Origin of the sequence: Nocardia brasiliensis ATCC 700358 (assembly GCF_000250675.2) — a bacterium.
GTDB classification, from domain to species: Bacteria; Actinomycetota; Actinomycetes; order Mycobacteriales; family Mycobacteriaceae; genus Nocardia; species Nocardia brasiliensis_B.
The window spans coordinates 2,067,417-2,079,719 of the sequence record NC_018681.1 but is presented as its reverse complement, the minus strand read 5'-3'; the positions used below and the strand labels follow the sequence as shown (position 1 = coordinate 2,079,719).

Annotated in this window: 10 protein-coding genes; 1 reads left to right on the top strand and 9 read right to left on the bottom strand. The window is 69.0% G+C overall.

Annotated features, from left to right (window positions below):
- The 9 genes from O3I_RS09235 to O3I_RS09195 all read right to left on the bottom strand — a co-directional run bounded on the left by O3I_RS09235 (position 1) and on the right by O3I_RS09195 (position 11,388).
- A complete protein-coding gene (locus O3I_RS09235; RefSeq protein ID WP_014982640.1) occupies positions 1–345 on the bottom strand; it encodes a hypothetical protein in 345 nt (114 codons plus the stop codon).
- Positions 346–446: 101 nt separating this feature from the next.
- Positions 447–1,361 (bottom strand): hypothetical protein, encoded by a 915-nt coding sequence (locus tag O3I_RS09230; protein ID WP_237748275.1) that lies wholly within the window; start codon positions 1,359–1,361, stop codon positions 447–449.
- Positions 1,358–1,969 (bottom strand): nitroreductase family protein, encoded by a 612-nt coding sequence (locus O3I_RS09225; protein WP_014982638.1) that lies wholly within the window; start codon positions 1,967–1,969, stop codon positions 1,358–1,360. Before O3I_RS09225 ends, O3I_RS09230 begins: the two co-directional genes overlap by 4 nt.
- On the bottom strand, positions 1,966–2,937 hold the full coding sequence (locus O3I_RS09220) for a ScbA/BarX family gamma-butyrolactone biosynthesis protein (protein WP_237748274.1): 972 nt from the start codon (positions 2,935–2,937) through the stop codon (positions 1,966–1,968). Before O3I_RS09220 ends, O3I_RS09225 begins: the two co-directional genes overlap by 4 nt.
- A 17-nt stretch (positions 2,938–2,954) precedes the next feature.
- Complete coding sequence (locus tag O3I_RS09215; protein ID WP_014982636.1) at positions 2,955–3,875, bottom strand: nucleoside-diphosphate kinase; 921 nt, start codon at positions 3,873–3,875, stop codon at positions 2,955–2,957.
- Complete coding sequence (locus O3I_RS09210; RefSeq protein ID WP_014982635.1) at positions 3,872–4,963, bottom strand: SDR family oxidoreductase; 1,092 nt, start codon at positions 4,961–4,963, stop codon at positions 3,872–3,874. Before O3I_RS09210 ends, O3I_RS09215 begins: the two co-directional genes overlap by 4 nt.
- A complete protein-coding gene (locus tag O3I_RS09205; RefSeq protein ID WP_014982634.1) occupies positions 4,960–5,229 on the bottom strand; it encodes an acyl carrier protein in 270 nt (89 codons plus the stop codon). The genes O3I_RS09210 and O3I_RS09205 overlap by 4 nt, the downstream gene beginning before the upstream one ends.
- The gene (locus O3I_RS09200) at positions 5,226–8,696 is read right to left on the bottom strand and encodes an AMP-binding protein (RefSeq protein ID WP_014982633.1); all 3,471 of its coding nucleotides are present in this window, start codon (positions 8,694–8,696) and stop codon (positions 5,226–5,228) included. The genes O3I_RS09205 and O3I_RS09200 overlap by 4 nt, the downstream gene beginning before the upstream one ends.
- Positions 8,689–11,388, bottom strand: coding sequence for a phosphoenolpyruvate synthase (locus tag O3I_RS09195; protein ID WP_063632238.1), 2,700 nt, complete (start codon positions 11,386–11,388; stop codon positions 8,689–8,691). Before O3I_RS09195 ends, O3I_RS09200 begins: the two co-directional genes overlap by 8 nt.
- Positions 11,389–11,597: 209 nt before the next feature.
- Between O3I_RS09195 and O3I_RS09190 the strand changes: the two genes are divergently transcribed.
- Positions 11,598–12,302, top strand: coding sequence for an ESX secretion-associated protein EspG (locus tag O3I_RS09190; protein WP_014982631.1), 705 nt, complete (start codon positions 11,598–11,600; stop codon positions 12,300–12,302).
- Position 12,303 lies beyond the last annotated feature (1 nt).

Here is a 12,303-nt window from a genome sequence, read left to right as displayed (position 1 = left end):
TTACCTCGGCGTCACGAACGCCCGCGTGGTGATGCCGAGGGTGTCGTCGGAGATGCAGGACGCGCGCATCGGCTGGCCGACCGCCGACGGCACCGATTCGGTGCCGGAGTAGGCGCCGAAGATCGGCCCGTCGGGCGTGCTGGGCGTCATCAACCCGAGGCATTCGACTTCGAGCGCGGACGCACCCGCACCGTCGTGGCACCGCGCGACGGCGTCGGTGATCCCCGGCTCGACGTAGCACGCGTCGGGATCTGCCTGCGCGGACCCCGAGCCCGCGATCAGTAGCCCGGAGGCGAGCGTGACCAGGCAGCCGCCTCCACCGATACGCCACAGCAGGGTCCTCACAGCAGTCCTTTCTTCCGCGTTATATCGCTCGAATCTCCGATCGTCCCTGGTGTTCCACCGGAACGGCGGCCGACACGACGAGGCGCACCGGCACGAGTTCGCTACGGCAGGATCAACGCCTGCGCGACCAGGGTGAGATACAGCGTCAGGATGAACAGCACAGCGGGCCCGAACGGATAGTCGATCCGCGCCGAGCGCAGGAACTTCCACGCGCCGAACCCGGGCAGCACCAGCAAAACCACCGGCACACACGCGATCAGCGACCCGGGTGCCGCGAAATCCCATGGCCGGACCAGCAAGATATCGCACAGCACCGCGACGACCGCGCACAACAGCATCGCCGCGACACTCCCGTTGGCGCCCAGCGCATTCGAGTACAGCATCTCGCCCGGACGACGTTCCCGCGAAGTCTTCCTGGCGAACTCGAATTGCAGGAACGCGCCCGCGAAGATGACCGCGACCGCCGCGGCCTGCCAGTGTGCGCGCACCTCGCCGGTGTCGATGGCCGAGACCACCACGTAACCGGTGACGAGCAGTTGCACCGGATAGGTCACGAGCAGGTTCACCATGATGGCGTCGCGCACCGGGCGGAACGCGCGTTCCAGCCCCCACAGTGCCAGCCCGTAAGCCATTGCCACCGCGATCATCACGGCCGAGCCGACGGACAGCGCCAGGCTGCCCGCGATCGCGCCGACCGCGATGACGCCCATGCCGATCCGCAGTTCCACGGCGCTCACCGCTCCGGTCACCAGCGGCCGGTCCGGATTGTGCACCCGGTCGTACTCGAGGTCCTTCTGCTCGTCGACCATGCGCAGGTACAGCAGCACGAACGCGACCACGACGATCCGGACCAGGGTGGCACCGGTCGGCCGCCATGCCGAATCCGGCTGTGTCACCAGCGAAGCCGTGCCCTCCAAGGCCAGCACCCACAGCACGCCGTACAGCAGGTAGTGCGGCTTGTACATCACCGCGGTGAACCGCGCTATCCGCGCGACCGAGACCAGTGGGTTGGTCACGCCCACCGATCCCAGCTGGTCAGCTCGGCGGCAGGCGTGCGCCGGCCCGGCCGGTCCCGCCCGGGCAGCAGGTGCGCGACCGGCACCATGGCCACCTGGGTGACCTCGTCGTACGGAATCCCCAGCAGCTCCGCGATTTCCCGCTCGTACGCCAGGTGCGCCGTCGTCAGGCAGGATCCGAGCCCGCGTTCCCGCAAGGCGAGCATGAAGTTCCACACCGCCGGGTAGATCGATCCGTAGAAGCTCGCCAGCCGCGGCGGCGAGGCGGGTTCGGGCGGACGGCCGAGCGAGCAGACGAACACCAGCGCGGGTACCTCCGCCAGATGATCGGCGAGATACTGACCGGACGCGAGATCGCCGAGCTGGTCGGGCCGCGGTGTCCGGCCGGACATGTTGGCGGCGAAGCTTTTGCGGTAGAACTCCCCGATCTGCCGCTTGGTCTCGCCGTCCTGCACGATGAGGAATCGCCACGGTTGCCGATTACTGCCGCTCGGCGCCTGCACCGCGATGTCCAAGCACGCCAGCAGATCTGCGCGATCGACCGGACGGGACAGGTCGAGGCGGCGGCGGGTGGACCGAGTCGTCGTGAGCAGGTCGGTACCGGTCAACGGCCCGCCCCCGGTTGCTCGGCGCCGAAAGCCAGCTCGTCGTCGGCGAATTCGAGATCGATCTCGGCCGCCACGGCACCGGCCTGCCGGATCTCGCAATGGATCACGGTGCGATCGGCCTGCTGTCCGGTGATCTCCGCGACGCATTCCGCGGGCCGGTCCAACTCGACGAACCGCTCGAAAGAGCTTCCGACGCACTCCAATCGCGGCGCGCGGTGTAACACCATCGCCAACGCGGTCTGCCTGCACGCCTCGATCAGCAGGCTGCCCGGCACGTGGTCCAACTCGTGATCGAACAGGAACGGGTGGCCCAGGTCCGGGACGAGCGTCGCGCGAGCGGTATTGCCGTCCAGCTGCGGCGGTCCGATCACGACGTTGCGCCAATTCTCCCGGCCGACAACCGCGGCGGCGGCGCGATCACCCAGCGCCGAGGCACCGACATACGGTCCGAGCTCGAGGCTCGTGCGGAAGGCGGAGCGCAGCGCCGCCCACTGCCGCGGCGTCACCCAGGAGAACGATCCGTCCACGGTCATCATCGACTCACCGCCGCAGTCGATTTCGAGCACCATGTCCAGGCCGTGCAACGTGTCGCCGCGCACGTGCCTGCGCGGCACCCGCACCCGCATGACGAGGTCGGCGGGCGCGGTGCCCACCGTCCACGCCGCGGTGTCCGCGCCGGTGCCGTTGAACGTGCGCACGATGAACCCCATTTCGGCGGGGACGCCGTAGAACTCGTGGCTGAGCGCGATCGCGGCCTGTCTGGCCGCCTCCATCACCAGCAGCGGATCGTGGCGCAACCCCAGCGTCCCGGTGTGGTCGCTGTAATACGCGTGCATCCGCGGTAATTGGGCACCGGCCACGAACTCGTGCTCGGCGACGGCGTCCAGCGAGGTGACGAACACCTCGGACACCGCACACCGATGCGCGAGCTCGCGCGAGATGGTGCGTAGGTGGGTTGCCGTTTTCACCGTTTCCACATTTGGCGTCACGGTCGTGCCTCCTGCCAGTCTTCGGCGGATACCGGTCGCAGCGTCTGCTGCTGGGTGCCGGCCCGCATCGGGAGTACATAGGACCCGAGCACGATCACCGACCACGGATCGAGTTCTCGGCCATCGGCCCACGCGGCATACAGCAGCCGCGCACACTCGTCGTCCGCCTGTGGGTCGAAGTCGTCGGGGGCCGGCGCACCGGCCCGTGCGAGGTCACGCAGGATCTGCTCGGTCGCGTCCGCGCGATCGAAACTGCGGGCGGGGACCTGCGTGTAGAGCCCGTTGGTGAGCGCGAGCGCCTCGGCCGAGCGATCCTCGCCCGTCCCCGCCTGCGCGATCACCGCCGCCCGCCGCTGCTCGCCCAGGTAGATGGCGAGCTCCCGCAGCACGTCGGCGGGATCGTCGGGCGAATGCACCAGGTTGAGTAGGTAATTGTGTCTACCGAGGAGATATCGCAGCTGACCGGCCTCGCGTTTACGCGGATCCGTCGGCCCTTTGGCCTCGGTGAGGCGCACCGAGACCGGCAACTGCCCGTCCTCGCCCCGGACGACGAGCACCAGCACGTCCGAGATGCCGACCAACAGGTCGGCCAGCGTCCGGCGTTCGGGCGAGGCGATATTCCAGGCGAAGTACCACAGCGCGCGGGCGAGATGCCGGTCCACCGCGACCCGGAACGCGGCGACGACCTGGAAGTCGTTGCCGGCCAGCCATTTCAGGGTGGGGCCGACCGCCCTGGCGACGATCGCGTCGGGCTTTAGCAACAGCAGCGAATGCTCGCGGGCGAACTTCGCGGCGTCCACGCCGAGCCGGTCCAGCTGATCGACCGTCTCCAACAGGTAGGTGTCTGCGGCGTAGGCCGTCACCTTCTCCGGCTGCGGCGTCAGCCCGGCGAGCAGTTGTTCCAGCGACGTGCTCATCGGTCCGCCCCGCCGAAGTCGTTGCCCGCCAGCACTTCTTCGATCGAAGGCAGCGGCACGCCCAGGTAACCGGATTCCAGGCAGTAGTCCAACAGCAAGCGCAAATACTCCTTACCACTCGCGGGGGCGGGTTTACCCAGCAGCACTTCGGCATTCGCCGTGGCGAAGCGCAACTTGCGGCGGAAATAGCTGGTGTACAGCACACCGATGCGCCGGTAGTACTCGCGCTCGATGCCGTCGAGATCGTTCTCGTCGAACGTGCCGGCGGGCACGAACGTCGCCACCTCGAAGGAGGGGTACTCGGCCAGCACGTCGGAGACCTCACGCAGTGACAGCGCGTCCCGGCCGACGGCGTGGAAGGTGCGCCCGTGCGCGGAATCGAAATCCAGTACGGCGGCGGCGATCACGTCGGCGACATGATCGACCGGTGCCAGCGCGAGCGTCGCGTCGTACCGGCCGGGCAGCGAGCGCAGCTTGCCTTCGACCATGAGTTTGACGACGGTGTAGAGGTTCTTGTATTCGCGGATCACGCCGGTGCCGCTCGCGCCGGTGACGATGCCCGGCCGCACGATCGCCCAGCGCAGCCCCTGCTCCCCCGCGGCCCGCACCAGCTGTTCGGCCCGGAACTTGCTCTCCTCGTAGCCGTTTCCGAACGACTGCCCGACATCGAGGTCGTGCTCGCCGACGGTGCCGCTGCGTTCGCCGCACACGTAGGCCGTGCTGACGTGGACGTACGGGACGTCCCAGGCGCGGGCGAGCTCGATCGCGTTGGCGGTGCCTTGCACGTTCAGCTCGTCGTAGTCGCTCGCCGAGGCATCGAACGCGGTCGTCGCCGCCGAGTGCACGATGATGCCGACGCGGTCGGCCAGATCGGCCCGATCCGGCTCGGACAGACCGAATCCCGGCGCCCGGATGTCACCGGCTACCGCGCGGCCCGCGCCGAGCACAGTGCCGTCGTTGCGGATGATCCGCGAATTGCTGTGCAGCACCGCAGCAACCGGACGGCTCGCCGCGGACAGCCGGGCGAGGACTTCCGCACCGACCAGTCCCGAGGCACCGGTGAGCAATACCGTGTCCCGCCCGGTCACGCGCGTCCCTCCGCAGCCAATGTCCCGGTGACCAGCGTGACGACCTCGCCGACGCGACGTACGCCGACGAGCTGCTCGGGCCGGTAGCGGGGCAGGTCGAAGGATCGCTCGAGCACCACGGTCAGCTCCATCAGACGCAACGAGTCGAAGCCCAGGTCCTCGATGAGCCGCTGACTGTCCTCGGCGGTTGCCTGCGCGTCCGGGGCCATCCGCTGGATCAGCCCACGGACCCGTTCGGCCACGGCGGCGTCGGCCACGGCGGTCATGCCTGCACCTCCTCGTCGCGTAGATGCGGTTGCTGCCCACCGGAAGCCAGCAGGTCGCGGGCCTCGTCCAGGGGCAGTTCGGTGTTCAGATAGCCGGCGATGCGCAGCCAGTCGTAGCCGATCGCCAGCGTGCGACGCCACTGCTCCCGCGAGTCGAACGAGGCGGGGAAGCCGGTAGCGGCCGGGTCCGCGGCCACCGAACGTACCAGCGCGACGAACTCGTCCACGACGGCGAGCCCGGCCAGCGTGTCGCCGCCGTCCACGAGCCGCGCGAACCGTACCCGCCGGGCCGATTCCAGGCGTGCGAGCAGATCGTCCCGGCGCGGCGAAGCCGGCGGCAGCAGCCGGGCCAGCGTGGACGACGGCGCGACGTCGGCAGGCAGCGGGTGAATACCGTAGGCGGACAACACCACTCGCACGGCCATCGCGATCATCCGGTGCGCGGCGATCTCGGCGACCGCGCCCTGCGCGTTCTTGATCGCGCCCGCCAGGTCCTCCCTGGCGTTCTCCAGCACGATGTTCGACCACACCAGATTCAGCGCACACTCGGTGAACCGGCGCGCGGGCAGCGGCGAGAGCGTCGCGATCGCCCCCTCGCGGACCGCCCCGGTCACGCCGAGCGCGGGCGATATCGCGGACGGCACCGGTGTGTACGGTTTGGCCCGTTTACAGAGAGCCAAAGCGGGCGTGAGCACTTCACCACCGCGCCATTGCAGGCCGACGAAGCCGAGACGCAGGAACTCGGCCAAGGCCGCGGTGCTGTCGCGCTGGGCGCGACCGAGCACCGCGGCGATCGAATGCCGGAACACTACCGAACGCCAAGCCCGCGCCGCGTCGTCCGAGAGCACGAAAACCGCACTGCTGTCCCGCATGACGTGCACGCGCGGGCCGATCTGCCAGGTGGTGACCTCAGGCATCCGGGCGAACAGGATCTGGTCGGGATCATCGACGACGCCGGTCACGCCGAGTTCTCCAGCCAGCGTGCACAACTGGGCCCAGGTCGCGTCCTCGGACAGTGCCGGGGCGTCGAGTCGCACATCCCCGTCATTGCGGCCGCTGCCCTCGCCCGCCCAGGCAGCCGGATCGGCGAGAGCACGGTAGCGGTCGACGAGTTCGTCGGCACCGATCCGATCCAACTGGCGCGGCAGCCATTTGGTCTCGACGTAGCTTTCACCCCGGCGCGCCGCCCAGCCCTTCATCGCCTGGAGCAAACCGTCGCGGGCCCACTCGACCGCTTCGTCGCGGGCGTGCAGCGCCCGCAACGCGACGGCGTATCGCAGCGCGTGCCGGGCGCGGTCGCGCCACCATTCGGCGAGCAGCGCCGTGAACGCGGCATGCGGGAGCAGCGCCCGCAATTCGCCGACGTCCTGGCTGCCGGCCCGGACCACGGTGGCCCGCAGGAACCGCTGACATCGATTGAGCAGGTCCTCGTCCAGGTCGGGCACGCTGGTGGCGTGCGCGACTTGTTCGAGCTGCCTGCGCAGTTGGGCGGCCGAGCGGGTCCGCACCTCCACCCGGCGGCCGTCGATGAACAGCACCGTCGGCAGCGTGGGCAGTTCGTCGTCACCGGGCGCGAGCACCAGGAAGTCCACATCGGACCCGTCGTTGCCGAAGCCCTCGGCCAGCGAGCCCTCGAACAGCACCGTCGAATCCCGGGGCACGGCAACGCTGTCCAGCGCCTTGTCCAGCAGTTGCACCGCCCGGTCGAGGGCCATGGTCGGCACCGGCAGGTCCGAGCCGGCTGTCCCGCGGGCCGCCCCGGATTCGGCGGCGCCGACCTGCTCTTCGTGCGCGACCGCGTCGGTCAGCGCACCGCCGCGGAACTGCTCCCACATGTACCTGCGGCGTGGTTTACCACTGGAGGTGCGGCGGATGATGCCGCGCGGGCCGGTGACGACGGTGACCGTCTGCGCCGGACCGAGCTCGCTGCGCATGATCTTGCGAGCCTCGGCGATCCAGTCACCCGGCTTCGACTCGGCGAACAGTGCGATGCCCTGGGCACCGGGCTCGGTGATCGCGACCGCGGCCAGCTTGCCCTTGGTGATACCGGTTTCCTGGGCGACCCGGGATTCGATGTCCTCCATGAACACCGAGCGCCCGCGCACCTTCAGGCTCGACCCCATCCGGCCGAGCACGAAAACCTCACCGCGGTGCAGGAACCCGGCGTCGCCGGAATGCAGCGCGCCGTCGAGGATCCGGGTGGACGCGGACTCGGATTCGTCGGAGTAGCCCAGCGCGACCGAATCGCCGATCACCACCATCTCGCCGAGCGTGCCGTCCGGCAGCGGACGGCCTTCGTCGTCGACCACCGTGACGGTCGATTCCGGGGTCGAGAAGCCGAGCCCGGTGATCCAGCCCGCGCCCTCGACGCGGTGGGTATCGTCGAGCAGGCGCTCCTCCAGTACGGTGACCGGCTCACCGAAACGCAGTGTCGGAGTATCGATCCGCAGCGCGGTGATCGGGCGATGGCGCGCCGAGGAGGTCACCATCAGCGTCGACTCCGCCAACCCGTACGCGAGTGTGTAGGCGCTCATCGAAAAGCCTTGCGGACCGGCGAGTTCGGCGAAGGACTGGAGATCGGCCACCTCGACTGGTTCGGATCCCACGGCCAGCGTGCGCCAACCGGACAGGTCCAGATCGGCGATCTCGGCGGGCGAAACCCGATGTGCCACATAGCCGAGCGCGAACGAAGGCGACGGGGAATGCTGGGCGTGCGCCATCGCGCGCAACCAGCGGACCGGATCGCGGACGAACTGGTCCGGCCGCATCAGGTACAGATCGCCCTGATTGGTGACGGTGGTCAGGAACGCACCGACCAGACCCATATCGTGATAGAGCGGCAGCCACGAGACCATCGCCTCGCCCGGATCCCACTCGACCAGCGCGGAGATCATCGCGATGTTGTTCGCCAGGTTGTGCCAGCTCACCCGCACCCCGCGCGGGGCGGCGGTGGAGCCAGAAGTGAACTGCAGCAGCGCGCATTCGTCGGGTTCGCCGAATATCCGTTGCGCGGGCGGGCATTCGGGCAGCGCCGCGGCGTTGATCACCAACGGCTCGTCGGTGCGCCCGGCCGCCGTCGCCGCCTGGCGCACGAGCTGCTCGAACTCGATCGAGGTGACCACCAGTCGCGGCTTCGCCTGGCTCAGGATGCCCGCGATGTGCGCGATGATCTGCTCCAGATCGCCGAACATCGGCGGCGCGACCGGCGTGAACACCCCGCCGCACGCCCAGACCGCGTAGAACGCGGCGACGCAGGGGAATCCGGTCGGCATGATCACGCAGGCGCCGTCACCACTGCTCATGCCGTGCGCTCGCATCAGCGCCGCGATCGACCAGGTCGATTCGGCGAGCTCGGCATAGCTGCGGTATTCCCAGCCGTCCGCCTCGTCGGCCAGGTGGATACCGGCCCCAGCGGCCGGGTCGGCTAGCCAATTACGTACGGCGGCAACATCTTTGTCGTCACGCATCGTGGTCATCTCCTTCGGCCAGCACGGTAACGGTGCCATTGGTGCCATCGACCCGGATCCGCATACCGGTCCGTATCACTTTGGTGACGTCTTTGACCTGGACCACCGTGGGCACGCCCAGTTCCCGCGCCACGATCGCCACATGGGTGAGCGGGCTGCCGCGCTCGATGACGAGCGCCGCCGCCGAAGGCAGCGCGGCCACCCAACCGGGATCGGTTCGATAGGCCACCAGGATGCCACCCGCGACGTCGCGCGGCTCGTCCACGACCACCGCGGCACCGTCCACGAGGCCCGAGGCCGACGGCGTGCCCGCCAGCACAGTCCCCGCCTCGGCCGCCGGGGTGTCGGTGACCGGCACCCAACCCTGTTGCGCGAGTTCGGCCCGGCCGAACGCCGAACCGACCGTGACGAACCGATCCGGCGCCACCAGACCGGCGTCCTTGGCGCGCTGTGCCTTCCGGGCGGCGACGAGCTCACGCATCGAGGCGGTATCGGCGCCGTCATAGCAGCCGCGCAACTCCTGCACGGTCAAGTAGAACACGTCGGCGAACTCGTCGATCACACCGCGGCCGGCCAGATCCCGACCCATCGCCCGGATCATCCGCTTGACCATGCCGAACGCGCGGGTCCGGCAGAACCGCAACCGTTCGCGATGCGCTGCGCAACGAGATACCTTGCCGCGCAACCGTTCATAGATCCGGCGGCGGAAACCGCGCAGATGGGCGTCCAGGTACTCCTCGGCTTCGTCGCGGTGCCCGAGCGGCGCGTCGGGCAGGGCGCTGCGCAACATGATGAACAGGCTCGCCGGATCTTCGCGCAGGTCCGGCGTTTCCAGCTTCAGCTCGTCCAGGCTGCGGTATCCGTATCGATCGATATAGGCATCGACCTTCGCCCGGAAGTCGGGATGCTGCGCCAGTGCGGGGTAGATCTGTTCCGGCTCAGTCGAATTCACCAGGGCGGTCAATTCCGGGTCGATCCTGGCCGCATCCGCCAGGGCCTTCATCGCGCGGGCCGGTTCCGCGGACTCGACGTCGGCACCGGGACCGACCACCGCGTACAGGAACCACTCCGGGGCCTTCGGCAGGAACAGCTTGGTGAGCAGGAACATCAAGCCGGTACAGGTCAGCAGGATGGCGTCGAGCACCATCAGCGGTCCCCAGCGCTCGACCAGATCGCGGTCCACCTTCCGGTAGGCCGCATAGGCTTCGGCACCGGAGAGCGCGGTGTAGTCGATCGCGTCGTATTCGTCGTAGACGCGGTAGAAGTCCGTCATGAACTGCTCGACCAGTTCGTCGATGCCGAACAGCCGGCGCAGGTAGGTCACCGTGGTCACGGTCCGCGACCGCAACCGGGCCAGCGGATTGCCGAAGGTGAACGGCCGCAACGTCTTCGCGACATCGTCGGGCAGCGGCTCGGCCACCCCGAGCGCGGCCTCGAGCACCTTGCGGTTCAGCGGATAGCCCGGCGCGATGCCGACCATCCGATACCAGTGCAGCAGGTTGTAGTACACCCGGCCGTGAAAGTAGCCGAGCAGCACCGGAGTCCACTGTTCGGTCTGGCGCACCTGCGCGCTCGGCACGCGCAGCGAGCGCGCGTAACCGTGGTAGACCCGGCCGTAGATATCGGCGGCGGTGGTGTAGGTGAGCGGCGAGGTGATACCGCTGAAACTCTCGATGATGTTGGAGTTGTCCCAGATTCGGCGCTCACCGTCGGGCACCACCTCGCCCGCGCCCCGCAACACCGCGCCGGGTGGCGCACTCGCCAGCGCCGTCGTGATGGGGCGTGCCTGCAGGAACCAGAGGCCCGCGCCGTCGATCGCCCATTCCACGTCCTGCGGCGCGCCGAATTCGACCTCCAATTTCGCGCCCAGTTCGGCGATCTCGGCGATCTCGGCCGCCGTGAGCGCGGACTGTTCGCGTCGAGCCGGCTCGACCGGATCGATCGTGTAACCCTGATCGGCAGAGACTGTGTAGGACTGGTCCTTCTCGCCCAGCACCGTCTCCAGCACCGTGCCCGAACTCTTGTCGATCACCACGGAGTCGGCGTCCACCGCACCGGACACCAGCCCCTCGCCGAGTCCGTAGACCGCGCTGAGCACCAGCTCGTCCCGGGCGCCGCTGATCGGGTTCGCGGTGAACAGGACGCCGCTGGCCCGCGCGGCGACCAGCCGTTGCAGTACCACCGCGACACCGGCGGCGGGCGGGCGCTGGTTCGCGAACGCGTAGCGCAGCGACCGCTCCGAGAAGGCCGACGCCCAGCAGTCGCGGACCCGGTCCAGCACCGCGTCCAGGCCGTTGACGTTCAGAAACGAATCGAACTGGCCCGCGTACGAGTGATCCGGGCCGTCCTCGGCGACCACCGACGAGCGCACCGCAATCGCCCCGCTACCGAGCCGCCGATAAGCGTCGGCGACCAGTTCACCGATATCCGGCGGCAACGGTTTCGCGGCGATTTCGGCCCGGAATGTGGCCGCGACGGTGAGCGCGGCGTCGAGATCGTCGAGTGAAACGATTGTGTCCGCTGTCTGAGCCAGCGCGCTCCCGGCGAGGAACCGCGCGAAGACGTCGGTACCGAGCACGGTCCAGTCCGGGACTCGAAACCCGCACTGCCCCAGGCTATGCAGGCCCCGCGCTTTGCCGCCGCCGAGCTCGGCGATCGTCGCGGTATCGGTCCATGGTCCAAGCACGTGCACGGATTCCTCCCGTCACCCCTGGGTCAGCGCACCGCAGCAAGGCGCTGCGACACGGGCTAGCCGAGCAAAACAAATAGGGGTTGTTTGGATATATCCGAGAAATCACCGCATTGTTAGCCCACAATCCTAGGTGCTCGGTGCGCCGACCGCACCGCGACCGCTAGGCTACGAGCAGCGTCGGTGGGTTCGGTGAGGATGTGATTCGGGCGGTGAGTTGGACGTTCACTCCGGACGAGTTCGCCCACGTCTGGCGGGAAACCGAGCTCGATCGGCACCCGTATCCGTTGCGGATCCTGGCGACCCCGCGCACCGAGGACGAGGCCGACCGCCTGCGCGCGACCCTCGACGAGCGGCTCCCGCTGCGCGCCGACCCGGACCTGAGCGCCTGTCTGCGCATCCTGGCGGCACCGCAGACCCGGATCGTGGCGATCGGCGGGGCGCACACGCCGGGCAGCGAGCTGCGGCTGCTCGCCGCGGCCATCTACGACCGCGCTGTACTCGCCCTGCAGGAGCCGGGCTCGACCCCGGAGTTCGGTGGCCGGGTCCGCCTCACCATCGGGCACAGCGGCAAGCTGGGGGCCCGGATCGCCGGTCTGCTGCCCACCGCCCCGCCGGGACACGAACCCGCCCGCGTCGCGCCCACCGAGGCGGTCCGCGACGAGGAAGTGGTGGTCGCCCAGCGCCCCACCGCGCCGCGCATCCGCAAACTGCTGTTGAAGCCGCACTCCGCGGAGGGCCACATTCGGATCGAGTCCCACCTCGACCAGCCCACACCCGCGCCGGCCATCCACTACACCTGGATCGACGTCAAAGGCGACGGGCGGTACCTGATCAGGGCGGGCAAGGAAGTCCACATCACGCCCGCCTCGGCCGAGCAGATCGCCGCACAATTGCAGAAACGCATTCAGCCGTGAG

What these genes read in the sequence shown, in the direction of transcription:
- O3I_RS09215 (WP_014982636.1), bottom strand. Translation starts at nt 3,875, where the DNA reads ATGAGCACGTCGCTGGAACAACTGCTCGCCGGGCTGACGCCGCAGCCG.
- O3I_RS09205 (WP_014982634.1), bottom strand. Translation starts at nt 5,229, where the DNA reads ATGACCGCCGTGGCCGACGCCGCCGTGGCCGAACGGGTCCGTGGGCTG.
- O3I_RS09200 (WP_014982633.1), bottom strand. Translation starts at nt 8,696, where the DNA reads ATGCGTGACGACAAAGATGTTGCCGCCGTACGTAATTGGCTAGCCGAC.